The sequence below is a fragment of the Acinetobacter sp. YH12211 genome (assembly GCF_013418015.1).
Classification (GTDB): Bacteria; Pseudomonadota; Gammaproteobacteria; order Pseudomonadales; family Moraxellaceae; genus Acinetobacter; species Acinetobacter towneri.
Map to the genome: position 1 here is coordinate 38,676 of NZ_VPCW01000007.1, position 20,974 is coordinate 59,649.

33 protein-coding genes are annotated in these 20,974 nt (G+C 43.0%); 32 read left to right on the forward strand and 1 reads right to left on the reverse strand.

Going from position 1 to position 20,974, the window contains the following annotated elements; all coding sequences use genetic code 11:
• Positions 1-5 precede the first annotated feature (5 nt).
• The 27 genes from rplD (at position 6) to FTU98_RS05595 (ending at position 14,234) form a co-directional block, all read left to right on the forward strand.
• Positions 6-608, forward strand: coding sequence for a 50S ribosomal protein L4 (gene rplD, locus FTU98_RS05465; protein ID WP_004974702.1), 603 nt, complete (start codon positions 6-8; stop codon positions 606-608).
• Entirely contained in the window at positions 605-925 is a 321-nt protein-coding gene (rplW, locus tag FTU98_RS05470) for a 50S ribosomal protein L23 (RefSeq protein ID WP_004974703.1), read from the forward strand. The genes rplD and rplW overlap by 4 nt, the downstream gene beginning before the upstream one ends.
• Before the next feature lie 11 nt (positions 926-936).
• On the forward strand, positions 937-1,761 hold the full coding sequence (gene rplB / locus FTU98_RS05475) for a 50S ribosomal protein L2 (RefSeq protein WP_004974706.1): 825 nt from the start codon (positions 937-939) through the stop codon (positions 1,759-1,761).
• A gap of 19 nt (positions 1,762-1,780) precedes the next feature.
• The gene (gene rpsS, locus FTU98_RS05480; protein ID WP_004673001.1) at positions 1,781-2,056 is read left to right on the forward strand and encodes a 30S ribosomal protein S19; all 276 of its coding nucleotides are present in this window, start codon (positions 1,781-1,783) and stop codon (positions 2,054-2,056) included.
• A gap of 11 nt (positions 2,057-2,067) precedes the next feature.
• Positions 2,068-2,397, forward strand: a complete 330-nt coding sequence (rplV, locus tag FTU98_RS05485) for a 50S ribosomal protein L22 (RefSeq protein ID WP_001982638.1) — start codon at positions 2,068-2,070, stop codon at positions 2,395-2,397.
• A gap of 1 nt (position 2,398) precedes the next feature.
• Positions 2,399-3,151, forward strand: coding sequence for a 30S ribosomal protein S3 (gene rpsC, locus FTU98_RS05490; RefSeq protein WP_004974711.1), 753 nt, complete (start codon positions 2,399-2,401; stop codon positions 3,149-3,151).
• Between the two features lie 3 nt (positions 3,152-3,154).
• Positions 3,155-3,568 carry a 50S ribosomal protein L16 gene (rplP, locus tag FTU98_RS05495; protein ID WP_004691317.1) on the forward strand — a complete coding sequence of 138 codons (414 nt, stop codon included), beginning with the start codon at positions 3,155-3,157 and terminating at the stop codon, positions 3,566-3,568.
• Positions 3,568-3,765, forward strand: coding sequence for a 50S ribosomal protein L29 (gene rpmC / locus FTU98_RS05500; protein ID WP_004650482.1), 198 nt, complete (start codon positions 3,568-3,570; stop codon positions 3,763-3,765). The genes rplP and rpmC overlap by 1 nt, the downstream gene beginning before the upstream one ends.
• A complete protein-coding gene (gene rpsQ / locus FTU98_RS05505; protein WP_004974714.1) occupies positions 3,762-4,019 on the forward strand; it encodes a 30S ribosomal protein S17 in 258 nt (85 codons plus the stop codon). The genes rpmC and rpsQ overlap by 4 nt, the downstream gene beginning before the upstream one ends.
• Before the next feature lie 91 nt (positions 4,020-4,110).
• Complete coding sequence (gene rplN, locus FTU98_RS05510; protein ID WP_001982634.1) at positions 4,111-4,479, forward strand: 50S ribosomal protein L14; 369 nt, start codon at positions 4,111-4,113, stop codon at positions 4,477-4,479.
• A gap of 9 nt (positions 4,480-4,488) precedes the next feature.
• The gene (gene rplX / locus FTU98_RS05515; protein ID WP_004974717.1) at positions 4,489-4,806 is read left to right on the forward strand and encodes a 50S ribosomal protein L24; all 318 of its coding nucleotides are present in this window, start codon (positions 4,489-4,491) and stop codon (positions 4,804-4,806) included.
• Between the two features lie 16 nt (positions 4,807-4,822).
• Positions 4,823-5,359, forward strand: coding sequence for a 50S ribosomal protein L5 (gene rplE, locus FTU98_RS05520; protein ID WP_004974719.1), 537 nt, complete (start codon positions 4,823-4,825; stop codon positions 5,357-5,359).
• Positions 5,360-5,368: 9 nt separating this feature from the next.
• Positions 5,369-5,674, forward strand: a complete 306-nt coding sequence (gene rpsN, locus FTU98_RS05525) for a 30S ribosomal protein S14 (protein WP_004825185.1) — start codon at positions 5,369-5,371, stop codon at positions 5,672-5,674.
• A gap of 12 nt (positions 5,675-5,686) precedes the next feature.
• Positions 5,687-6,082 (forward strand): 30S ribosomal protein S8, encoded by a 396-nt coding sequence (gene rpsH, locus FTU98_RS05530; protein WP_004974720.1) that lies wholly within the window; start codon positions 5,687-5,689, stop codon positions 6,080-6,082.
• A 16-nt stretch (positions 6,083-6,098) separates the two neighbouring features.
• Complete coding sequence (gene rplF, locus FTU98_RS05535; protein ID WP_004974722.1) at positions 6,099-6,632, forward strand: 50S ribosomal protein L6; 534 nt, start codon at positions 6,099-6,101, stop codon at positions 6,630-6,632.
• 14 nt (positions 6,633-6,646) lie between these two features.
• Entirely contained in the window at positions 6,647-6,997 is a 351-nt protein-coding gene (gene rplR / locus FTU98_RS05540) for a 50S ribosomal protein L18 (protein ID WP_004281497.1), read from the forward strand.
• A 2-nt stretch (positions 6,998-6,999) separates the two neighbouring features.
• Complete coding sequence (gene rpsE / locus FTU98_RS05545; RefSeq protein WP_004974725.1) at positions 7,000-7,497, forward strand: 30S ribosomal protein S5; 498 nt, start codon at positions 7,000-7,002, stop codon at positions 7,495-7,497.
• A 6-nt stretch (positions 7,498-7,503) separates the two neighbouring features.
• A complete protein-coding gene (gene rpmD / locus FTU98_RS05550; RefSeq protein WP_004786899.1) occupies positions 7,504-7,680 on the forward strand; it encodes a 50S ribosomal protein L30 in 177 nt (58 codons plus the stop codon).
• A gap of 3 nt (positions 7,681-7,683) precedes the next feature.
• Positions 7,684-8,124, forward strand: a complete 441-nt coding sequence (gene rplO, locus FTU98_RS05555) for a 50S ribosomal protein L15 (protein WP_004974728.1) — start codon at positions 7,684-7,686, stop codon at positions 8,122-8,124.
• A gap of 45 nt (positions 8,125-8,169) precedes the next feature.
• Positions 8,170-9,489: a preprotein translocase subunit SecY gene (gene secY / locus FTU98_RS05560; RefSeq protein ID WP_171257418.1), complete on the forward strand. Its 1,320-nt coding sequence runs from the start codon at positions 8,170-8,172 to the stop codon at positions 9,487-9,489.
• Positions 9,490-9,509: 20 nt separating this feature from the next.
• Positions 9,510-9,626 carry a 50S ribosomal protein L36 gene (gene rpmJ / locus FTU98_RS05565; protein WP_000867907.1) on the forward strand — a complete coding sequence of 39 codons (117 nt, stop codon included), beginning with the start codon at positions 9,510-9,512 and terminating at the stop codon, positions 9,624-9,626.
• Positions 9,627-9,733: 107 nt separating this feature from the next.
• Positions 9,734-10,090: a 30S ribosomal protein S13 gene (gene rpsM, locus FTU98_RS05570; protein WP_004974734.1), complete on the forward strand. Its 357-nt coding sequence runs from the start codon at positions 9,734-9,736 to the stop codon at positions 10,088-10,090.
• Between the two features lie 19 nt (positions 10,091-10,109).
• Positions 10,110-10,496 (forward strand): 30S ribosomal protein S11, encoded by a 387-nt coding sequence (gene rpsK / locus FTU98_RS05575; protein WP_001040166.1) that lies wholly within the window; start codon positions 10,110-10,112, stop codon positions 10,494-10,496.
• Positions 10,497-10,508: 12 nt separating this feature from the next.
• Complete coding sequence (gene rpsD, locus FTU98_RS05580) at positions 10,509-11,135, forward strand: 30S ribosomal protein S4 (protein ID WP_004974744.1); 627 nt, start codon at positions 10,509-10,511, stop codon at positions 11,133-11,135.
• 17 nt (positions 11,136-11,152) lie between these two features.
• Positions 11,153-12,160, forward strand: coding sequence for a DNA-directed RNA polymerase subunit alpha (locus tag FTU98_RS05585; protein WP_004974745.1), 1,008 nt, complete (start codon positions 11,153-11,155; stop codon positions 12,158-12,160).
• Between the two features lie 18 nt (positions 12,161-12,178).
• Entirely contained in the window at positions 12,179-12,544 is a 366-nt protein-coding gene (gene rplQ, locus FTU98_RS05590) for a 50S ribosomal protein L17 (protein WP_004974746.1), read from the forward strand.
• Between the two features lie 199 nt (positions 12,545-12,743).
• On the forward strand, positions 12,744-14,234 hold the full coding sequence (locus tag FTU98_RS05595; RefSeq protein ID WP_180050667.1) for an NAD(P)/FAD-dependent oxidoreductase: 1,491 nt from the start codon (positions 12,744-12,746) through the stop codon (positions 14,232-14,234).
• A gap of 74 nt (positions 14,235-14,308) precedes the next feature.
• Here the strand turns inward: FTU98_RS05595 and FTU98_RS05600 are convergent, their stop codons facing one another.
• Positions 14,309-15,481 (reverse strand): acyl-CoA dehydrogenase family protein, encoded by a 1,173-nt coding sequence (locus FTU98_RS05600; protein ID WP_180050670.1) that lies wholly within the window; start codon positions 15,479-15,481, stop codon positions 14,309-14,311.
• A gap of 185 nt (positions 15,482-15,666) precedes the next feature.
• On the opposite strand from FTU98_RS05600, the gene FTU98_RS05605 reads away from it, so the two are divergent.
• From FTU98_RS05605 to FTU98_RS14080, 5 genes are all read left to right on the forward strand, one after another.
• The gene (locus tag FTU98_RS05605) at positions 15,667-15,924 is read left to right on the forward strand and encodes a succinate dehydrogenase assembly factor 2 (RefSeq protein WP_004974752.1); all 258 of its coding nucleotides are present in this window, start codon (positions 15,667-15,669) and stop codon (positions 15,922-15,924) included.
• Positions 15,917-16,339 carry a hypothetical protein gene (locus FTU98_RS05610; protein WP_004974754.1) on the forward strand — a complete coding sequence of 141 codons (423 nt, stop codon included), beginning with the start codon at positions 15,917-15,919 and terminating at the stop codon, positions 16,337-16,339. The genes FTU98_RS05605 and FTU98_RS05610 overlap by 8 nt, the downstream gene beginning before the upstream one ends.
• Before the next feature lie 445 nt (positions 16,340-16,784).
• Complete coding sequence (locus tag FTU98_RS05615; RefSeq protein WP_004974758.1) at positions 16,785-17,831, forward strand: hypothetical protein; 1,047 nt, start codon at positions 16,785-16,787, stop codon at positions 17,829-17,831.
• Positions 17,832-17,934: 103 nt separating this feature from the next.
• A complete protein-coding gene (gene rrtA, locus FTU98_RS05620) occupies positions 17,935-18,516 on the forward strand; it encodes a rhombosortase (RefSeq protein ID WP_104853260.1) in 582 nt (193 codons plus the stop codon).
• Between the two features lie 1,054 nt (positions 18,517-19,570).
• Positions 19,571-20,944, forward strand: coding sequence for a TRAP transporter large permease subunit (locus FTU98_RS14080; RefSeq protein ID WP_373682943.1), 1,374 nt, complete (start codon positions 19,571-19,573; stop codon positions 20,942-20,944).
• The last annotated feature ends 30 nt before the right edge of the window (positions 20,945-20,974 follow it).

A 20,974-nucleotide genomic window follows, 5' to 3' on the forward strand; every position in this document is an offset into this window, starting at 1 on the left:
ATAACGTGAATTTAAATACTGTTTCCGGCTCTGCTGTTGAGTTATCTGAAGTTGCGTTCGGTCGTGAATTCAATGAAGCACTTGTACACCAAGTTGTTACAGCTTACTTAGCTGGTGGTCGTCAAGGCTCTAAAGCTCAGAAATCACGTGCAGACGTTGCTGGCGGTGGTAAAAAACCATTCCGTCAAAAAGGTACTGGCCGCGCTCGTGCTGGTTCTATTCGTAGCCCAATCTGGGTTGGTGGTGGTAAAACTTTTGCTGCTCGTCCACAAGATTGGTCTCAAAAAGTTAACCGCAAAATGTACCGCGGTGCAATGCAATGTATCTTAGCTGAACTTGTTCGCCAAGATCGTCTTGTATTGGTTGAAGAGTTTGCTGTTGAAGCTCCTAAAACTAAAGAGTTGCTTGCAAAACTTAACGACTTGAATGCAACTCGCGCATTGATCGTAACTGAAGCTGTAGATGAGAATCTATATCTTGCAGCGCGTAACCTTCCACACGTTGATGTGGTTGATGCTACTGCAATCGATCCTGTTAGCTTGATCGCGTTCGACAAAGTTGTAATGTCTGTTGCTGCTGCTAAGAAAATTGAGGTAGAACTCGGATGAACAACGAACGTTTATATCAAGTCCTACAAGGACCTGTATTTTCAGAAAAAGCACAAGTTTTAGGCGAAACTGCTGGTGTTCAAGTATTCAAAGTTGCATTAAATGCAAACAAACTTGAAATCAAAAAAGCAGTTGAGCAATTATTTGGTGTGGAAGTTGTTAAAGTTAACACGACTATCACTAAAGGTAAGACTAAGCGCTTTGGTCGTACATTAGGACGCCGTTCTGATGTTAAAAAAGCATACGTCACCCTGAAAGCTGGCCAAGATGTTGAAATGGCTGACTTGGGCGATACCGCTGAAAGCGCAGCGGAATAAGGACGAAATTTATGCCGATTCAAAAATGTAAGCCAACGTCTCCAGGACGTCGCTTTGTAGAGAAAGTCGTTCACGACCATCTTCACAAAGGTGCGCCTTATGCGCCGTTGGTGGAAGCTAAAAAACGTACTGGTGGTCGTAACAACAACGGTCACATTACTACACGTCACGTTGGTGGTGGTCATAAGCAACACTACCGTATCGTAGACTTCAAACGTAACAAAGATGGCATTCCTGCTGTTGTAGAGCGTATTGAATACGATCCAAACCGTACTGCACACATCGCATTGTTGAAGTATGCTGACGGTGAACGTCGTTATATTATTGCGCCTAAAGGTTTACGTGCTGGTGATCAAGTTCAATCTGGTAACGATGCTCCAATCCGCCCAGGTAACTGCTTGCCACTTCGTAACATGCCAATCGGTGCTACTCTTCACAACATCGAACTTAAAATCGGTAAAGGTGCTCAATTAGCGCGTTCTGCTGGTACTTCAGTTCAATTGTTGGGTCGTGACGGTTCATACGCTATCGTTCGTCTACGTTCAGGCGAAATGCGTAAAGTGCACGTTGAATGTCGCGCTGTGTTAGGTGAAGTATCTAACTCAGAAAGCAACCTTCGTTCACTTGGTAAAGCAGGTGCTTCGCGCTGGCGTGGTGTTCGTCCTACCGTTCGTGGTATGGCAATGAACCCGGTTGATCACCCGCACGGTGGTGGTGAAGGGCGTACTAAAGGTATCCAACCTGTAAGCCCATGGGGTCAAAAAGCTAAAGGGTACAAGACACGTACCAACAAGCGTACGACTAAGATGATTATTCGCGACCGTCGCGTTAAGTAACAAGTAAAGGAATCTGACAATGCCTCGTTCTCTGAAAAAAGGCCCATTCGTCGATGCGCACTTGTTCGCTAAGGTTGAAGCGGCAATCGCGGCTAATAACCGTAAGCCGATCAAAACTTGGTCGCGTCGTTCGATGATCCTCCCAGATTTTGTTGGTTTAACAATTTCTGTTCACAATGGTCGTAACCATGTTCCAGTGATTATCTCTGAACACATGGTTGGTCATAAACTCGGTGAATTCGCGCCAACTCGTACCTATCGTGGTCACGGTGTTGACAAGAAGTCTAAACGTTAATAGGTGCTATGATGGAAGTAACTGCTAAATTACGCGGTGCCGCTATCTCGGCACAAAAAGCACGTTTGGTTGCAGATCTTATCCGCGGCAAATCTGTTGCGCATGCACTTAACATTTTAAACTTCAGCAACAAAAAAGCTGCTGTTTTAGTTAAGAAAGCATTGGAATCTGCAATTGCAAATGCTGAACACAATAACAGTTTAGATGTAGACGACCTTAAAGTATCTACGATTTACGTTGATGAAGGCATGAGCCTTAAACGTATTATGCCACGTGCTAAAGGCCGTGCAGATCGTATTACTAAGCGTACTTGTCACATCACCGTTAAGGTAGGGGTTTGATATGGGTCAGAAGGTTCATCCAATCGGTATCCGCCTAGGTGTTGTGAAACGTCATAACGCTAACTGGTATGCGAATCCGAAACAATACGCTGAATACTTGCTTAAAGACCTTCAAGTTCGTGAGTTTTTAACTAAAAAACTTAAGAACGCAATGGTAAGCAATATTCTTATCGAACGTCCAACGGGTGCTGCTAAAGTAACAATTAGCACTGCGCGTCCTGGTATCGTAATCGGTAAAAAAGGCGAAGACATTGAGAAATTACAACGCGAATTAACATCTATTATGGGTGTTCCTGCGCAAGTAAGCATCAACGAAATTGACCGTCCAGACTTAGATGCACGTTTAGTTGCTGAAGCAATCGCTTCTCAATTAGAAAAGCGTGTAATGTTCCGTCGTGCTATGAAGCGTGCGGTACAGAACTCTATGCGTGCTGGTGCTAAAGGTATCAAAGTTGAAGTTTCTGGTCGTTTAGGTGGTGCAGAGATTGCACGTACTGAATGGTATCGTGAAGGTCGTGTACCTTTGCATACACTTCGTGCGGACATCGACTATGCAACTATGCGTGCTGAAACTACTTACGGTACGATTGGTGTTAAAGTTTGGGTATTCCGTGGTGAAATCTTGGGTGGCATGAAGCAAGTCATGAACCCAGCACCTGCTGAAGAACGTCCAGCTAAACGCGGTCGCGGTCGTGGTGAAGGTCAAGAGCGTCGTGGTCGTCGCAATGATCGTTCTGCTGAAAAAGGAGAATAATCCATGTTGCAACCTAAACGTACTAAATTCCGTAAGGTGCAAAAAGGCCGTAACACTGGCTTAGCGCACCGTGGTAGCTCAGTATCTTTCGGTACTATCGCTCTTAAATCAGTTGAACGTGGTCAAATGACTGCGCGTCAAATTGAAGCGGCACGTCGTACAATCAGCCGTCGTATTAAGCGTGGTGGTAAGATCTTTATCCGTGTATTCCCAGACAAACCAATTACTTCTAAGCCTCTTGAAGTGCGTATGGGTAAAGGTAAAGGTTCTGTGGAATATTGGGTTTGTCAAATCAAACCAGGTAAAGTCTTGTACGAAATTGATGGTGTGAACGAAGAATTGGCGCGTGAAGCATTTACGCTTGCTGCTGCTAAACTTCCGTTTAAAACCACTATCGTGACTCGGACGGTAATGTAATGAAAACTAAAGATCTACGTGAAAAGTCGGTAGAAGAGTTGACAGCTTTGCTTGATGAGCAACAGCTTAACCAATTCCGTCTTCGTATGGCGAAAGCAACTGGTCAATTGGGTAAATCGCATGAAGTTGCGCTTACTCGTAAAACTATTGCACGCATCAAGACCCTCCTTACCGAAAAACAGGGGAACGGGCAATGAGTCAAAATACAGTCCGCACGTTAACTGGCAAAGTTGTAAGCGACAAAATGGAAAAATCTATTGTTGTCCTTATTGAACGCCAAGTTCAACACCCGTTGTATGGCAAATTGATTCGCCGTTCAACCAAATTACACGCTCATGATGAGAACAATACCGCCAAGATTGGTGATGTTGTAACCATCAAAGAAAGCCGCCCAATGTCTAAAACTAAGTCATGGACTTTAGTTGAAGTTGTTGAAGCTGCTGCTGAGTAATTAACGTTCTTGTTGCATCATCGGTCAATTTCGAGTACTCTTTGAGCCTTTCGAAATTGTGACCGGTGATGCTCGGTTTTGGAGTAGGGCAATGATTCAAACCGAAACGATGCTTGACGTAGCTGACAACAGTGGTGCTCGCCGCGTACAATGTATTAAAGTACTAGGTGGTTCACATCGTCGTTATGCTTCTGTTGGCGACATTATTAAAGTTACTGTAAAAGAAGCTATTCCACGCGCACGTGTTAAAAAAGGTGACGTGATGAATGCTGTTGTTGTACGTACAAAGTTCGGTATTCGTCGTCCAGACGGTTCTGTGATCCGTTTTGATGATAACGCTGCTGTTATTTTGAATAACAACAAAGCACCGATTGCAACTCGTATTTTCGGACCAGTGACTCGTGAACTTCGTACTGAACAGTTCATGAAAATCATTTCATTGGCTCCTGAAGTTCTATAAGAGGCAATCATGGCTAAGATTAAAAAAGGCGATCAAGTAATTGTGATCGCAGGTAAAGAAAAAGGCAAACAGGGTACTGTTCTGTCAGTTTCTAATGACCGTGTTAAGGTCGAAGGTCTTAACTTGGTTAAGAAGCACCAGAAGCCAAACCGTGCTACGGGCGCTGAAGGCGGTATCGTAACGCAGGAAGCTTCGCTTCATATCTCAAACGTGGCAATTTTTAATGCTACAACCCAAAAGGCTGACCGTGTTGGTTACCAAACGATTGATGGCGTGAAAACTCGCGTTTATAAATCGAATGGTGAATCAGTGGCGGTGGCGAAGTAATAGGTTGAAATAGGCAATGGCCAGACTTAAAACACGTTACAACGACGAACTTAAGGCTCAATTACAAGAACAATTGGGCGTTAAGAATGTGATGGAGATCCCTCGCATCACTAAAATTACCATCAACATGGGTGTTGGTGCTGCAGCTGCTGACAAGAAATTGTTAGATGGCGCTCTTTCTGATATGCAAGCTATTGCTGGTCAAAAACCAGTTTTAACATTAGCTCGTAAATCAATCGCTGGTTTTAAAATCCGTGATGGTTGGCCGATTGGTTGTAAAGTTACTTTACGCGGCGAACGTATGTACGAATTCTTAGACCGTTTGATCTCTATCGCGATCCCTCGTATCCGTGACTTCCGTGGTTTCTCTTCGAAATCATTTGATGGTCGTGGTAACTACTCTATGGGTCTCAAGGAACAAATCATGTTCCCTGAAATCGATTTCGATAAGATTGATCAAATTCGTGGTATGGACATCACCATTACTACGACTGCTCGCACCGATGACGAAGGCCGTGCGCTTATGCGTGCATTCGGCTTCCCGTTCAAATAAGAGGTCGATATGGCTAAGAAAGGTATGATTAATCGCGAATTGAAACGCGAAGCTACTGTTGCTAAATACGCTGCAAAACGTGCTGAATTAAAAGCAACGATTGCAAACGTAAATGCAAGCGACGAAGAGCGTTTCGAAGCGATGATGAAATTACAAGCATTACCACGTAATGCGTCTCCAGTACGTCTTCGTAACCGTTGTGGTTTAACTGGTCGTCCTCATGGTTACTTCCGTAAGTTCGGTTTAAGCCGTAACAAATTACGTGACACAGTAATGCAAGGTGATGTACCGGGCGTTGTTAAGGCAAGCTGGTAAGGAGCACTATAAATGAGTATGCAAGATACCGTTGCCGACATGCTAACGCGTGTTCGTAACGCTCAAATGGCAAAGAAACAAACTGTTTCTATGCCTAATTCTAAGTTGAAGGTTGCTATTGCAAACGTACTTCAACAAGAAGGTTATATCGCAAATGTAGAAGTGGCTGACAACGAAGGCAAACCTACATTAACGATTACTTTAAAATACTATGAAGGCAAACCAGTTATCGAAACTGTGAAACGCGTAAGCCGTCCAGGTCTACGTCAGTATCGCGGTAAAGATGCACTTCCAAGCGTTAAGCAAGGTTTAGGTATTGCAATCGTTTCTACAAGCAAAGGCATCATGACTGATCGCGCTGCACGTGCTGCAGGTATCGGTGGTGAAGTTATTGCTTTTGTTTCTTAATAATAGGTGATTCCTCATGTCTCGTGTGGCTAAAGCCCCAGTAACTGTACCTAACGGTGTTACAGTTACTCAGAACGGCCGGCAGGTCGAAGTGAAAGGCAGCAAAGGTACATTGTCTTTCAACCTGCATGCGCTGGTCGAGCTAAAACAGGAAGACGGTATTTTAGCTATTGCTCCTAAAGCTGAGTCGAAAGACGCTTGGATGCAAGCTGGTACTGCTCGCGCTGTGCTTAACAATCTTGTAAAAGGTGTGAGCGAAGGCTTCGAACGTAAGTTACAATTGATTGGTGTTGGTTATAAAGCTGCGGTAAAAGGTAACGTTGTTAACCTTAACCTTGGTTTTTCACACCCAATCGATTACACCCTTCCTGAAGGTGTAACTGCAGAAACTCCAACTGCAACTGAAATTATCCTTAAATCTGCTGACAAAGCAGCTTTAGGTCAAGTTGCTGCGGATATCCGTGGATACCGTCCACCAGAGCCATATAAAGGTAAAGGTGTTCGTTATTCGGATGAAGTTGTTCTTCGTAAAGAAGCTAAGAAGAAATAAGGCGCGAGGTTCTTATGAACGAAAAGAAACAATCCCGTTTGCGTCGTGCGAAAAGCACACGCTTGCACATCCGTGCATTGGGTGCGACTCGTTTGTGTGTAAACCGCACGCCGCGTCACATCTATGCTCAAGTTATTTCAGCAGATGGTGGCAAAGTTTTAGCGCAAGCTTCAACTTTAGATGCTACTTTACGTGCTGGTACAACTGGTAACGTTGAAGCAGCTCAAAAAGTAGGTGCTTTAATTGCAGAACGCGCGAAAGCAGCTGGCGTAACTAAAGTTGCGTTTGACCGTTCTGGTTTTAAATATCATGGTCGTATCAAAGCCTTGGCTGATGCTGCTCGTGAAAACGGCTTGGAGTTCTAATCATGGCTAAAGTTGAACAAAACGAAGGTCTTGTTGAAAAGCTGGTTGCCGTTGATCGCGTAGCCAAAGTTGTTAAAGGTGGTCGTATCTTCTCTTTCACAGCATTAACTGTTGTAGGTGATGGTAATGGTCGCGTAGGTTTTGGTCGTGGTAAAGCACGTGAAGTTCCAGCTGCTATTTCTAAAGCACTTGAAGCTGCACGTCGTAACATGATCACTATCGAATTGGCAGATGGTACTTTACAACACCCGATTCATGCGCGTCATGGTGCAAGCCGTGTTTACATGCAACCAGCATCTGAAGGTACTGGTGTAATTGCGGGTGGTTCTATGCGTGCAGTTTTAGAAGCTGCAGGTGTACGTAACGTATTGACTAAATGCCGTGGTTCTACTAACGCTGCAAACGTAGTGAACGCAACTTTTAACGGTTTGCGTGACATGACAACTCCTGAAAAGGTTGCTGCGAAACGTGGTCTTTCAGTAGAACAAATTCAAGGGTAATCAATCATGAAAACGATTAAAGTTACCCAGACTAAATCTGCATCGCACCGCTTGAAAAATCACAAGCTTAGCCTTAAAGGTTTAGGTCTGCGTCGTATTGGTCATACTGTAGAAGTGCAAGATACGCCTTCTAACCGTGGTATGATCAACCAAGTCTACTATATGGTTAGTGTAGAGGAATAAGCCATGACTCTGCGTTTAAATGAACTTGCACCTGCAGAAGGTGCTAAGCGTGAAGCCCGTCGTCTAGGCCGTGGTATCGGTTCTGGCGTTGGTAAGACTGGTGGTCGTGGTATCAAAGGTCAAAACTCACGTAAGAGCGGTGGTACACGTCCTGGATTCGAAGGTGGTCAAACTGCGTTATATCGTCGTTTACCTAAATTCGGTTTCACTAGCCAAATCGCTTTGAAAACTGCTGAAGTACGTTTATCTGAGCTTGCTAAAGTGGAAGGCGACATCGTTAGCCTTGAAACTTTAAAAGCAGCGAACGTTGTACGTAAAGATATGGCTCGTGCTCGTATCGTACTTTCTGGTGAAATTACTCGCGCATTCACTATTCAAGGTGTTGCTGTGACTAAAGGCGCTAAAGCTGCTGTTGAAGCGGCTGGCGGTAAAGTCGAGGAGTAATCCCCAGTGTCTATGTCTCCTAGTTCTTCAGGTCATGTTCACATGATGAAAGGCCAACCATTTCACGTGAAATACCGTGAAATTATACGCCGAATGATGTTTCTCATTGGTGCGTTGTTGGTATTTCGACTAGGAGCGCATATTCCAGTACCAGGCATTAATAATGCCGCACTTGAACAATTGTTTAATGCAAACCAAGGTACAATCCTTGGTTTGTTTAACATGTTTTCGGGTGGTGCATTAGAGCGGATGTCGATTCTTGCTTTAGGGATCATGCCATACATTTCTGCTTCGATTATCGTACAGTTGATGTCTACCGTGGTTCCTTCGCTTGAAGCTTTGAAAAAAGAAGGCGAGCAAGGCAAACGCAAAATTAATCAATATACGCGCCAAGGCACATTGTTTCTTGCACTTGTGCAAGCGATTGGGATGTGTGCAGGTCTGATTGGTCAAGGTATTACCTTAACGTCAGGTCTGGCTTTTTACGTTCCAGCTGTGACCTCTTTGGTTGCAGGCACAATGTTCTTAATGTGGTTGGGTGAACAAATTACCGAACGCGGAGTGGGCAATGGTATTTCCATGATCATTTTCGCAGGTATTGTTGCAGGCTTGCCTAATTTAATTATGCAATCCTTCACATCTATTGACAGTGGCCAGTCAAGCCTGATTGGTTTGGCAATTTTTGGTTTATTGTCTTTGGGTGTACTTGCAGCAATTGTGTTTATTGAGAAGGCGCAGCGTCGTATTCCAGTAAACTATGCTCAAAAACAACAAGGTCGTCGTGTATTTACTGCTCAGCAAACGCATTTGCCATTAAAAATTAATATGGCAGGTGTGATTCCAGCAATTTTTGCCAGTTCATTGCTTTTGTTCCCAGCGAGCTTAGGTCAATGGGTCGGCAGTGCGGACCCTAATGCTGGATTAATCAAGCGTAGTCTACAAGACTTGGCATTGGTATTGTCGCCTGGACAACCGTTGTATTTGGTGCTCTTTGGTGCGTTAATTATCTTTTTCTGTTACTTCTACACTGCGCTGGTTTTCAGCCCTAAAGAAGTTTCGGAAAACTTGAAACGCAGCGGAGCTTATGTGCCTGGTATTCGCCCAGGTGAGCAAACTGCTCGTTACTTAGATCATATTCTCAGTCGTTTGACCTTTATTGGTGCGATTTACATCACTGTAGTCTGCTTAATGCCGATGATTCTACAAAGCTCATTTGGAATTCCATTTAGCTTAGGTGGTACATCATTATTAATCGTTGTAGTGGTTGTGATGGACTTTATGGCTCAGCTTCAAGCACATCTCACCTCGCACCAGTACGATAATCAAACGTTAATGAGAAAAACGACTGCTCATCCTAAGGGATAAGCGCACTTAGAGGTTTCATCATGAAAGTACAAGCTTCTGTAAAGAAAATTTGTGGTAGCTGCAAAGTTATCCGTCGTAATGGGGTTATTCGCGTAATTTGCAGCGCAGAACCTCGTCATAAGCAGCGTCAAGGTTAATTTGATTAAGACCTGTTGATTTCAGTAGGCTAATTAGGTTATTATCCGCCCCTCAAGATTTTTGTGGGGCGGTTGATTATCTTAACTGCCTTTTTGGAGAAAATTGAATGGCTCGTATTGCCGGTGTAAACATTCCGGATAACAAGCACGCTGTTATCTCTCTCACTTATATCTTTGGTATTGGTCGCCACACTGCTAAGACTATCTTAGCTGCTGCTGGTATCGCACCAACAACAAAGATCCGTGAATTAGATGACGCTCAGCTTGATGCGATTCGTGCAGAAGTTGCTAAGGTTCCGACCGAAGGTGACTTACGTCGCGAAATTTCCATGAACATTAAACGTTTAATGGATTTAGGCTGCTACCGCGGTCTTCGTCATCGTCGCAGCTTGCCTGTCCGTGGTCAACGCACCAAAACTAACGCACGTACCCGTAAAGGTCCGCGCAAACCGATTAAGAAATAAGATTTCTGGAAGCTAAAAGATGGCTAAAGATACTCGCACACGCAAGAAGGTCACTCGTACCGTCTCTGAAGGTGTTGCACACATTCACGCTTCTTTTAATAACACCATTGTGACCATTACCGATCGTCAAGGTAATGCACTGGCTTGGGCTACCTCAGGTGGACAAGGCTTCCGTGGATCACGTAAATCAACTCCGTTCGCTGCTCAGGTAGCTGCTGAAGTTGCTGGTAAAGCTGCTTTAGATTACGGTTTGAAAAACTTGGACGTCCTTGTTAAAGGTCCTGGTCCAGGTCGTGAGTCTGCGGTTCGTGCATTAGGTGCAGTGGGTTATAAAATTAACAGCATTACCGATGTGACTCCAATCCCTCACAACGGTTGCCGTCCACCTAAAAAACGTCGCGTGTAAGGAGAAACATTCATGGCTCGTTATATTGGTCCAAAATGCAAACTCTCTCGCCGCGAAGGGACAGACCTGCAACTAAAATCTGGCGTTAAACCATTTGACGTCAAAACTAAAAAACACGCTAAAGCTCCTGGCCAACATGGCGGGGCTCGTGGTGGTAAGCAATCTGAGTACTCACTACAATTACGTGAAAAACAAAAAGTACGTCGTATGTACGGTGTTTTAGAGCGTCAATTTAGTAACTACTATAAAGAAGCTGCTCGTGTGAAAGGCGCAACAGGTGAGAACTTGTTGAAATTGCTCGAAAGCCGTCTTGATAACGTTGTTTATCGCATGGGTTTTGGTTCTACACGTGCAGAAGCTCGTCAGCTTGTATCTCACCGTAGCATTACTTTAAATGGTCGTCGTGTTAACATTGCGTCTATTCAAGTTAAAGCTGGTGATGTAATTGCAGTTCACGAAGGTGCAAAACAACAATTACGTATTAAAAACGCAATTGAATTGGCTGCTCAACGTGGTATCCCTTCATGGATGGAAGTTGACCATTCTAAATTTGAAGGTACGTTTAAAGCTGCACCAGATCGTTCTGATTTACCTGCTGAAATCAACGAAAGCTTGATTGTAGAATTGTATTCTAAATAATCCTTGAGGTAGCAATAATGACGCGTACTGCAAATGAGTTTCTTACTCCGCAAGCGATCAAGGTCGAAGCGGCAAGCGGGACCTCGGCAAAAGTTATTCTAGAACCATTAGAGCGTGGCTTTGGTCATACTCTTGGTAATGCTTTACGTCGCATCCTTCTTTCTTCTTTACCTGGCGCAGCTGTGGTAGAAGTTGAAATTGAAGGTGTCGAGCACGAGTACAGTACTTTGGAAGGCTTGCAGCAGGACATCGTCGAGCTCTTGCTGAACCTGAAAGGATTGTCTATTAAGCTGTTCGATCAAAATGAAGCTTATTTGACATTGGAAAAACAAGGTCCAGGCGATGTAACTGCTGCAGACCTTCGTTTACCGCATAATGTTGAAGTGGTTAACCCTGAACACTTGATCGGCACTTTAAGTGCTACAGGCAATTTAAAAATGCGCCTGAAAGTTGCTCAAGGTCGTGGTTATGAAACATCTGACTCACGTTTCCCAGAAGGCGAAACTCGCCCTGTAGGTCGTTTGCAGTTAGATGCTTCTTATAGCCCAATTAAACGTGTGTCTTACATCGTAGAAAATGCGCGTGTAGAACAACGTACTGACCTTGACAAGTTGATCATTGATCTTGAAACCAATGGTACAGTTGATCCAGAAGAAGCAATCCGCAAAGCGGCAACAATCTTGCAACAACAAATTGCAATTTTTGTTGATCTTCAGAAAGATCAAGCTCCTGTTGCTCAAGAGCCTCGTGAAGAAGTTGACCCAATCTTGCTTCGTCCAGTAGATGATCTAGAGCTTACTGTTCGTTCTGCTAACTGTTTGAAAGCAGAAAATATTTACTACATTGGTGATCTTGTACAGCGTACTGAAGTTGAGCTACTTAAAACGCCTAACTTGGGTAAAAAATCGCTTACAGAGATCAAAGATGTTCTGGCTTCTAAAGGCTTACAGCTCGGCATGCGTTTAGAGAACTGGCCACCGGCTAGTCTCCGTATGGACGATCGTTTCGCCTATCGTAGCCGTTAATTAAGTAGGACTATCACCATGCGTCATCGTAATAGTGGTGTGAAATTAGGCCGTACAAGCAGCCATCGCAAAGCGATGTTCCAAAACTTGGCTAATTCTTTGTTCGAACACGAGTTAATCAAAACAACTGTTCCTAAAGCAAAAGAATTACGTCGTGTTGCTGAGCCTTTAATCACTTTAGCTAAAAACGATACAGTAGCAAACCGTCGTTTAGCGTTTGCTCGTACTCGTTCAGCAGCAACTGTTGGTAAATTATTTACCGTTCTTGGCCCTCGTTACAAAGAGCGTAACGGCGGTTATCTACGTGTTCTTAAAGCGGGCTTCCGTGCGGGTGATGCTGCACCGATGGCTTACGTTGAGCTTGTAGATCGCGAAGTTAAATAATTTCGCCAAGAATAACGCACGTTGTTCAGAAAAAGACCGGTTTTACCGGTCTTTTTTTATGAAAAAAATAAGTTGATCTCAAAAATGATCAAATTGTCCCGAATTGATATAAATTTTAGTAACTTTTGCTAAACTTGACATTGTGTATTGTCAAATTTATGCTTTAATAAAAAACATCATTCAAGCTGGACAATAAAACATGGATAAGCAGGTTGATATATTAATTATTGGGGCAGGGATTTCGGGCATTGGTGTAGCAGCACATTTAAGTCAAAACTGCCCACAGCGTTCTTTTGAAATTATTGAGCGTCGTCAAAGTTTTGGTGGCACTTGGGATTTATTCCAATATCCGGGCATTCGTTCAGATTCGGATATGTCGACCTTTGGTTATAATTTTAAGCCTTGGAAGAAAACCAATGTACTAGCCGATGGCGCATCTATCAAAGGTTATTTAGCAGAAGTCATTCAAGAAAAAGCCTTACATTCAAAAATTCATTTTCAGCATCGTGTACTATCTGCCAATTATGATTCTCAAACACGTAAGTGGACGTTACGCATAGAAAATGCAGCACAACAGATTGAAACTTGGGTGGCTAATTTTGTTTTAGGCTGCACAGGCTATTACAATTACGATCAAGGTTTTCAGCCTGACTTTCCGAATCAACATGCGTTTAAAGGTACATTTATTCACCCACAGCATTGGCCTGAGAATTTAGATTATCGTGGTAAAAAGGTCTTAATTATTGGTAGTGGTGCAACCGCCATTACCTTAGTACCTGCTATGTCAAAAGGTGGTGCAGCGCATGTCACCATGCTACAACGCTCGCCGACTTATATTGCTTCAGTGCCTGCAATGGATTTTGTTTATCAGCAAATGCGTAAAGTTTTGCCTGAAGATGTTGCTTACAAAATCACGCGCGCACGTAATATTGGCATGCAACGCGCAATTTATGCTTTAGCACAAAAGCAGCCGAAATTACTGCGGACTTTGTTGCTGAAATCTATCCAAATGCAGCTCAAAGGCAAGGTGGATATGAAGCATTTCACACCACATTATAATCCGTGGGATCAGCGTTTATGTGTTGTGCCTGATGGTGATTTATTTAAGATTTTACGCGAAGGGCATGCCTCGATTGAAACTGATCAAATTGCAAGTTTTACTGAAACAGGTGTGCAATTAAAATCAGGTAAGCATCTGGATGCCGATATTATTGTCTCTGCGACAGGTTTGAATATTCAGATTCTAGGCGGTATTCAAGCCACAATTGATGGTGTGCCTTTAGACACCTCGAAGCACATGCTATATCAAGGTGTGATGATCAGCGATGTACCGAATATGGCGATGATTATTGGCTATATTAATGCCTCTTGGACGCTTAAAGTGGATGTGGCTGCGGATTATATTTGTCGTTTGCTCAATTATATGGATCGACAAGGTTATGACGAGGTAATTCCTCAAGGTGACCAAACAGAGTTATTGGAAGATACGGTGATGGGCAGTTTGAGTTCGGGCTATATCGCGCGTGCTGCTGATGTGATGCCAAAGCAAGGCAAACATGCGCCATGGCGAGTGACCAACAATTACTTAGAAGATCGCAAAACTTTAAAACAAGCAAGTTTTGAAGATGGTATTTTAAAATTCAAACAAGCTATGCCTGCACAGCAGCGTAAACCTAAATTAGTGTCTTAAATCATCAGGGGCAAAAATAGCATGGTGCAAGGGATTTAAAATCTCTTGCGCCATTTTATGTTGAGGTGGAAGTTTTATAAAGAACGTGAAATCAGCTCTTTCATAATTTCATTGGTGCCTGCATAAATGCGATTGGCCCGATTGTCTAAGTAAGCACGTGCAATTGGATACTCAAGCATATAGCCATAACCACCATGCAGTTGTAGACATTCATCCACCACTTTGGAGTACATCTCTGAAATTTTATATTTGGCGGCCGCTGCAGCTTCAACACTGAGCTGATCTTGAAGTTGTAACTGCATACATTGATCTAAAAAAGCACGACAGAAATCAATTTCGGTGCGTAATTCTGCCAGTTTAAAGCGCGTATTTTGAAAGCTATGAATACTTTTGCCAAAGGCTTGACGTTGCTGAGTATATTGCAGTGTATGTGCAAAAGCAGCTTCTGCACCTGCTTGGCAAATAATCGCGACAATTAAGCGTTCCCAAGCCAGTTCTTTCATCAGCATGATAAAGCCCATGCCTTCTGCACCCAATAAATTGCTGCGAGGCACGCGGACATTATCAAAAAATAATTCGCAAGTGTCCTGACCTTTCATACCAATTTTATTCAGTGGTTTGCCTTTGCTAAATCCCGCACGGTCTGCTTCTACCAATATTAAAGACAGATTGGCTGAACCTTTGTCTGTGTTCGCTGTTTTACATACCACAATCGCCATGTCGCACAAATAGCCGTTGGTAATAAAAATTTTAGAACCATTAATCACGTATTCATCGCCATCCAATACCGCAGAGGTACGCACAGCTTGTAAGTCTGAACCTGTACCGGGTTCGGTCATGGCAATCGCGGTTATCACTTCGCCTGTGGCCATGCGGGGTAACCAGTGTTGTTTTTGTTCAGTTGTGCCAAAGTTATGAATGTAATTGGCGACAATATCTGAATGCAGTGAAAAACCAGTGGCACTGTCGCCTGCATAGGCTTGTTCTTCAATCAAAATCATGCTGTACAGGCGGTCTACTCCTGAACCTGAATATTCTTCAGGCATGGTGCTACACAGTAAACCCAAAGTACCTGCTTTACGCCATAGCTCACGGTCTACATGCTGCTGCGCTTCAAATTTTTCAGTATGGGGGATGACTTCCTGCAAATAGAATTTTCGTACCAAATCACGAAAACTATCGTGTTCAGCGCTGAATAAGGTGCGCGGTAACATATTGGCAATGGGGCGAATTGCGGCAGATTGCATGGTTTTATCTTCCTGATGTTGTTATTTTGAATTCACCTTAGAAGAATTTATAGGGGGCAACAAGGTGCAAAAGTTTCAATTGCAAATGAAAGATGATGCTTTTGGTCAATGCTGCATAAAAGTCATCGAAACTTTAAAAGGGGTCGGTTAAACTAGCCTGAGTTTAATTTTAATGGGGAAACCGCATGAGTGATGACATCAGCTTAGAAGAACGCAAAGTGATTTACCGTGCCCGTCGTGGTTTAAAGGAAATTGATGTCTATTTTGACCCGTATGTGAAAAATCATTATTTGACTGCCAGTGCGGAAGAAAAACAAATGTTTGCCGATTTGGTTGAGCAGGAAGACCCAGATTTATTGGATTGGTTTATGGAAGTGTCTGAGCCACCACGTCCTGAGTTGAAAGATTTTATCCGTAAACTAAAGCATTATGTGCATGGCTAAGCAGCAGTTTCAGCTGAAACCTAGTGTCATCGCAATAGTGTTTCAGCTGATGATCGCTCTACTCATCGTTTGGCTTTTACTACAAGTGTTAAAGCCATGGCTTAGCGTTGTATGTATTGTCATTATGGGCTGGACATATTTTAAATTTGTTCGTGCAAACCGAATTGTTGGTTTAGATCAATTAGATGACCGTGAATGGTCAATTTCCTATCTCGCGCCTCGTGTAGTATCACAACAGATTAAAAGCACAGCTCGCCAAACTGAAATTCAGCGTGTGCAACTGCGTCAAGTGATAGATCATCAAATTTATATCGTCATGGAATTTCAGCAAGCCTTTAAACCTCTGGTGATTTGGTGTGATCAGGTTTCCAAGGCGGAATGGAAGGCTCTAAAAATATTGGCGAAAATGCTCTAATTTACAGACAGCTGTATATTTTTATAATAATAAAAAACTATAAGTATCATAAAGATAAAATTATCATCTATTTTTCGTGTCCTGATCAGTCATTTTATATTGGCATAAAAGATTACACATATCCCTATTTTTAGTTATATTCATTCCAGACAAGTGTAGATCAATACAAATCAGATTCCTGAAATGTGCAGATTTAAATTTAGTCGAAAGATTTTTTAAGATAAGCCCGAATTGGGCATCAGTTAATAAGTAGCATGTGCTGAACCGTCGCAATGCTACTTTTTTTTGCCTAAATTTTGTCGGATGACAGATTTCAGTCAATTTTAGTCACTTTAAAACATGGCAAAGTTATCCATCTGAAGCAGCAAGTAGACGCTTTTATTCAGATATTGCTTCTGCTATGTTTGTTGCAATGGACATAAACACAATTATAGAGGACAGGAAAATGTCGCAAGTCCAAAAAATAGGCCAGGGTGTGGCCGTATTTGCAATCACAAGTTTATTATTATCAGGTTGTTCACAAGTGATCAAAACAGGTGCCAATGTCGCACTTGGATTTACTGAAAAACATATTGTGCCACCAATTTTAGCGATGGAAGATGCTGAAATGGTGTGTAATTCTGGTAATTCCTTAACCCCTGCCATTATGGCGACTAAAGATATGGGCGCAGACCCAACCCGTGTTGCGGTACTGATGTACTCGGCGGCGGGCATTTGTGCCGAAGAAAAAGCTTTGGATGCTGAATTGCGTTATTTACGTGCAGCAAAAGCAGGGCAAGTAGGCGAAGCGCAAGATGCGCGGATTCAACAAAAGCGTTGGGCGGCTTTGGCTGCACAGCGCCAATACACAGGCTATCAATTGTTTCAGCATCGTTGGGAAAAGAAATATCGGAAACCTTTGGGCGAAGGTTGTCCAAAAATGAACAGTGATATTGATCAAACTGTGTATATGTTGGGGATGTTGAGTGGCTTGCAAGCCATGACCAATGATATTAATTCAGGCGGGGCAGTGCATGTGCCTAAAGATATTGCCGCGATTGTTGAACGTGGTATGACCTGTTTAAACAATGAAAAATTCTGGGGCGCACCAGAGGCTACACGTGCCGTAATTTGGACTTTGCTTCCAGGTGCGGGAGATGGCAAACCTGATCCGTATCAAACCTTAAAGCAGTCGATGCAAATTGGTGAAAATAAAGGGGTGCGTTTATCACACGCTTTATATGCGGTTGCTGCCCAAGCCAGTGGTGAAGATGCCAAAATCCGCGATGCACTCAAAGCCTTTTCTAATGCACGCAGTGACGAAAAACCTGTAAATCCACAATTTAAATTGATTGATGCCATGGCAGGAAGCATGGTACAAGGAATTTCAGACCGTTACTGGACTGAACATACAGGTGTGCGTACTGGTGATCAGCAACGTTTCTGGGATGAACAAGATGATTCATCTGAATTAGATGATTTATTTAATGAGGATACGGCAGCTCAATTGTAAAAATATCAAGATTGCCCAATTCAATATAGACAAGAAATTTTAGGATTGGGCAATCCGTTTGCCGAAGCACATAACAAGAATAATTTGGAGGATGCAAGCGCCTATGCAATATTCATCTCAATTTCTCAGTCGAAAAATTGTGTTTATTGCGGCATGTATGTCGGTTTCGGCATGTTTGCAGATTTTTGCAGAGCATTTTATTTATTGGTCTACACATTTATTGGATGAATTCTGGCGCTTATGGACAGGACATTGGGTGCATGTGGGCTGGATTCATTATCTGCTCAATATGATCGCCTTTGCCTGTTTACCTTTTATTTTTCCGCATGCCAAAGTATGGCACTTTGTGGCACTTTTGCTGGTACTACCGCCTGCCATTAGTCTGAGTTTCTATTATTTCCTTGCCGATATTGATGCCTATGCAGGACTTTCTGGGGTGTTGCATGGTGCTTATGTGGCGGTGGCATGTGTGCATTTGCTTTATAAAAAAGAACGTGGCTTTGCCACATTGGTCTTGCTGCTTATTTTATCTAAACTGATTTGGGAAAATACAGTGGGCAGTTTGGGTACAGCAGAATTAATCGGCAGTCCTGTATTAGTTGAGGCACATTTATTGGGGGTGATTTGGGGAGTAATTTTTGCACTGGCTTATATTATTTGGGCCTATTGCATTGATCCGCATTAAAATTACATCAAAATGATGGCAAAAAGGGCTCACAAGAAATCTCACAATTGACCATTTTTACTTAAAAGAAAATCTATATTGTCATTTTAAAAATAACGACGTTCATTCACATTTAAACTGAATACAAAAATGCTCAATGGAAGATGGATATTCCGTTGAATAAGGACAGACAGAAATTCGAGTGTCTCGGTTTCTGCATAGAATAAAAACAGGAAAATATATGCACAATAACGGACAACGCAGGTCTGGCTTGGCTTTGCTCAGACATATATGGACAGAATGGATTTCTACATTCGTTATTTTGATCTTGTTGCTACTGACACTTATTATTGGTACAGGTGAAATGGTACATGGTCAGTTGTTGCGCATGGGTGAACGCCTATACGGTGACCCTGCAACGGGTATGCAGTATTCATTTTTGCGTGCCGAACCCACTGCACCTGACTGCGAACGCAACCCCGATATCGATGCACAAGTACATGCCCAAATGCAAGCCAATGCTGCTGATGAGTTTGCCGATATTTTTGGTACTGCCTCTGAATCAGATGTCCGCGCTTCCATTTTAGCAGCCAAACAAATTTGTGAAGAAAAATTTCAATTTCATGATCAGGCGATTCAGCATATTCAAGCCCATCCAAGCTTGAAAATGTATCGAACCATTGAAACCTCTTTTTTTGGTATTTTTAAATTTGGTACTGAAAACCGTGCCATTTTATTGGTATTGATGGTGGTCTTTGCTGCAATTAGTGCCACTTTAAAGACCCATCACATTGGTTTACGTGGCCCTGCGACCAAAATTGACTTCAAGGTGTATTCGACCTTAATGGTGGTGGCGAATGGTTTCTTAACCTCGTCAAGTATCAGTCAATATCGTTCAGTACTCAATTCAGGCGTACCGATGAGTGGTGAAACGCAAATCATTTACTGGATGTGGATGATTCTGTTTGCAACTCTGACTTTAATTAGTTTATTCCAGCTTATTAAGCCACCTGCACCGACCCGTGAAGGCGGTAGTTTAGGTCTTGCTTTCCTGAGCGTACCTTTGTATGCCTATATGGCAATTAGTACGGGTTTCTCTTTTACCTTCCTGATGGATTATCCAATGGGGCAAGGGATTTACCTAGGGCAACTGGTCGAATTCTCTAGTATTTTCTTGAACTTGGCTTTGTTTATTTGGGCGGGGATGTTGCTCAAACAAACCCGAATTGTGGATTTGTTCCTGAATATTCTGCGTCCGTGGAATTTGGCACCTGAAACTTTAACCTGGCTGATTCTGATTGCTGCTGCATTACCAACGGCTTATACCGGTGCATCGGGGATTTTTGTCATTGCTGCAGGTGCGATCATTTATAAAGAAGTTTGGAATGCGGGTGGACGACGTCAGTTTGCACTGGCGGCAACAGCTATGTCGGGTTCAATGGGGGTCGTGCTTCGTCCATGCCTATTGATTGTTGTGGTGGCATCGCTGAATAAAGAAGTCACAACGGACATGCTGTATCACTATGGTTTGTATGTGTTCCTACTGACTTCAACCCTATTTTTAGTGATTTCGTTGTTCTTTGCTGAAAATAAATTCCGCATTGCTGCACCGAACATAGCTGCGCCATTGTCCTTACGTGCTTTTGGCCCTGTACTACCATATATCCTCATTTTTGTGTTGATTTGGTTGTTCTATAAATATGCTTTAGACACCAATATGAATGAATTTACTGCACCTGTAATGATGCCGGTTATTTTATTGATGATGGTGTTGTTTGATAAATTGCGCCATGAACCTGCGCCTATTCCAGCGATGGGGCAGTGGGATCAGACTTTAGATCACAAGCCTGTAGCACAACAGACAGCAGCTTCATCTGAGCGCTCATTATTGACTGCACCTGATTCACCATTGCGTCAGTATGGTTTCTTCAAAGCTCTGCATTTATCGACCAGTGAAACGGTGGGACATATTGGGGCATTGGTAATTTTGATGGCGCTTTCAGTCAGTGTAGGTGGCTATTTAGAACGCATTGAAATTATGGAAGCGTTCCCAACCGACATTAGCAGCATCTTTATTGTGATTAGCCTGATTGTTGCCTTGATGATTTTTGTGGGCATGATTATGGATCCATTCGGTGCGGTGATTCTAATTTCTGCAACGGTTGCGCCTGTAGCTTATCAATATGGGATACATCCTGCGCATTTCTGGATGATTACCCTAATTGGTTTTGAATTAGGCTATGTGACGCCACCTGTAGCGCTGAATCACTTATTGGCAAGGCAGTCGATTGGAGATGAAGAAGTCGCTGCAGCCGATGCAGAAGTTCGTCATAAATCGTTCTATTATCGTTATGAGCGTTGGATTTTGCCTATGATTGTGATGCTTCCTGCGATGTTGATTATTGCCTATGCACCGTATGCGTTCAAGCTATTCGGCTGGTATGAATAAGCACATGGATACTTAATCACTGTCATCTTA

What these genes read in the sequence shown, in the direction of transcription:
- rplW (WP_004974703.1), top strand. Translation starts at nt 605, where the DNA reads ATGAACAACGAACGTTTATATCAAGTCCTACAAGGACCTGTATTTTCA.
- rplB (WP_004974706.1), top strand. Translation starts at nt 937, where the DNA reads ATGCCGATTCAAAAATGTAAGCCAACGTCTCCAGGACGTCGCTTTGTA.
- rpsS (WP_004673001.1), top strand. Translation starts at nt 1,781, where the DNA reads ATGCCTCGTTCTCTGAAAAAAGGCCCATTCGTCGATGCGCACTTGTTC.
- rplV (WP_001982638.1), top strand. Translation starts at nt 2,068, where the DNA reads ATGGAAGTAACTGCTAAATTACGCGGTGCCGCTATCTCGGCACAAAAA.
- rpsC (WP_004974711.1), top strand. Translation starts at nt 2,399, where the DNA reads ATGGGTCAGAAGGTTCATCCAATCGGTATCCGCCTAGGTGTTGTGAAA.
- rplP (WP_004691317.1), top strand. Translation starts at nt 3,155, where the DNA reads ATGTTGCAACCTAAACGTACTAAATTCCGTAAGGTGCAAAAAGGCCGT.
- rpmC (WP_004650482.1), top strand. Translation starts at nt 3,568, where the DNA reads ATGAAAACTAAAGATCTACGTGAAAAGTCGGTAGAAGAGTTGACAGCT.
- rpsQ (WP_004974714.1), top strand. Translation starts at nt 3,762, where the DNA reads ATGAGTCAAAATACAGTCCGCACGTTAACTGGCAAAGTTGTAAGCGAC.
- rplN (WP_001982634.1), top strand. Translation starts at nt 4,111, where the DNA reads ATGATTCAAACCGAAACGATGCTTGACGTAGCTGACAACAGTGGTGCT.
- rplX (WP_004974717.1), top strand. Translation starts at nt 4,489, where the DNA reads ATGGCTAAGATTAAAAAAGGCGATCAAGTAATTGTGATCGCAGGTAAA.
- rplE (WP_004974719.1), top strand. Translation starts at nt 4,823, where the DNA reads ATGGCCAGACTTAAAACACGTTACAACGACGAACTTAAGGCTCAATTA.
- rpsN (WP_004825185.1), top strand. Translation starts at nt 5,369, where the DNA reads ATGGCTAAGAAAGGTATGATTAATCGCGAATTGAAACGCGAAGCTACT.
- rpsH (WP_004974720.1), top strand. Translation starts at nt 5,687, where the DNA reads ATGAGTATGCAAGATACCGTTGCCGACATGCTAACGCGTGTTCGTAAC.
- rplF (WP_004974722.1), top strand. Translation starts at nt 6,099, where the DNA reads ATGTCTCGTGTGGCTAAAGCCCCAGTAACTGTACCTAACGGTGTTACA.
- rplR (WP_004281497.1), top strand. Translation starts at nt 6,647, where the DNA reads ATGAACGAAAAGAAACAATCCCGTTTGCGTCGTGCGAAAAGCACACGC.
- rpsE (WP_004974725.1), top strand. Translation starts at nt 7,000, where the DNA reads ATGGCTAAAGTTGAACAAAACGAAGGTCTTGTTGAAAAGCTGGTTGCC.
- rpmD (WP_004786899.1), top strand. Translation starts at nt 7,504, where the DNA reads ATGAAAACGATTAAAGTTACCCAGACTAAATCTGCATCGCACCGCTTG.
- rplO (WP_004974728.1), top strand. Translation starts at nt 7,684, where the DNA reads ATGACTCTGCGTTTAAATGAACTTGCACCTGCAGAAGGTGCTAAGCGT.
- secY (WP_171257418.1), top strand. Translation starts at nt 8,170, where the DNA reads ATGAAAGGCCAACCATTTCACGTGAAATACCGTGAAATTATACGCCGA.
- rpmJ (WP_000867907.1), top strand. Translation starts at nt 9,510, where the DNA reads ATGAAAGTACAAGCTTCTGTAAAGAAAATTTGTGGTAGCTGCAAAGTT.
- rpsM (WP_004974734.1), top strand. Translation starts at nt 9,734, where the DNA reads ATGGCTCGTATTGCCGGTGTAAACATTCCGGATAACAAGCACGCTGTT.
- rpsK (WP_001040166.1), top strand. Translation starts at nt 10,110, where the DNA reads ATGGCTAAAGATACTCGCACACGCAAGAAGGTCACTCGTACCGTCTCT.
- rpsD (WP_004974744.1), top strand. Translation starts at nt 10,509, where the DNA reads ATGGCTCGTTATATTGGTCCAAAATGCAAACTCTCTCGCCGCGAAGGG.
- FTU98_RS05585 (WP_004974745.1), top strand. Translation starts at nt 11,153, where the DNA reads ATGACGCGTACTGCAAATGAGTTTCTTACTCCGCAAGCGATCAAGGTC.
- rplQ (WP_004974746.1), top strand. Translation starts at nt 12,179, where the DNA reads ATGCGTCATCGTAATAGTGGTGTGAAATTAGGCCGTACAAGCAGCCAT.
- FTU98_RS05595 (WP_180050667.1), top strand. Translation starts at nt 12,744, where the DNA reads ATGGATAAGCAGGTTGATATATTAATTATTGGGGCAGGGATTTCGGGC.
- FTU98_RS05600 (WP_180050670.1), bottom strand. Translation starts at nt 15,481, where the DNA reads ATGCAATCTGCCGCAATTCGCCCCATTGCCAATATGTTACCGCGCACC.
- FTU98_RS05605 (WP_004974752.1), top strand. Translation starts at nt 15,667, where the DNA reads ATGAGTGATGACATCAGCTTAGAAGAACGCAAAGTGATTTACCGTGCC.
- FTU98_RS05610 (WP_004974754.1), top strand. Translation starts at nt 15,917, where the DNA reads ATGGCTAAGCAGCAGTTTCAGCTGAAACCTAGTGTCATCGCAATAGTG.
- FTU98_RS05615 (WP_004974758.1), top strand. Translation starts at nt 16,785, where the DNA reads ATGTCGCAAGTCCAAAAAATAGGCCAGGGTGTGGCCGTATTTGCAATC.
- rrtA (WP_104853260.1), top strand. Translation starts at nt 17,935, where the DNA reads ATGCAATATTCATCTCAATTTCTCAGTCGAAAAATTGTGTTTATTGCG.
- FTU98_RS14080 (WP_373682943.1), top strand. Translation starts at nt 19,571, where the DNA reads ATGGCAATTAGTACGGGTTTCTCTTTTACCTTCCTGATGGATTATCCA.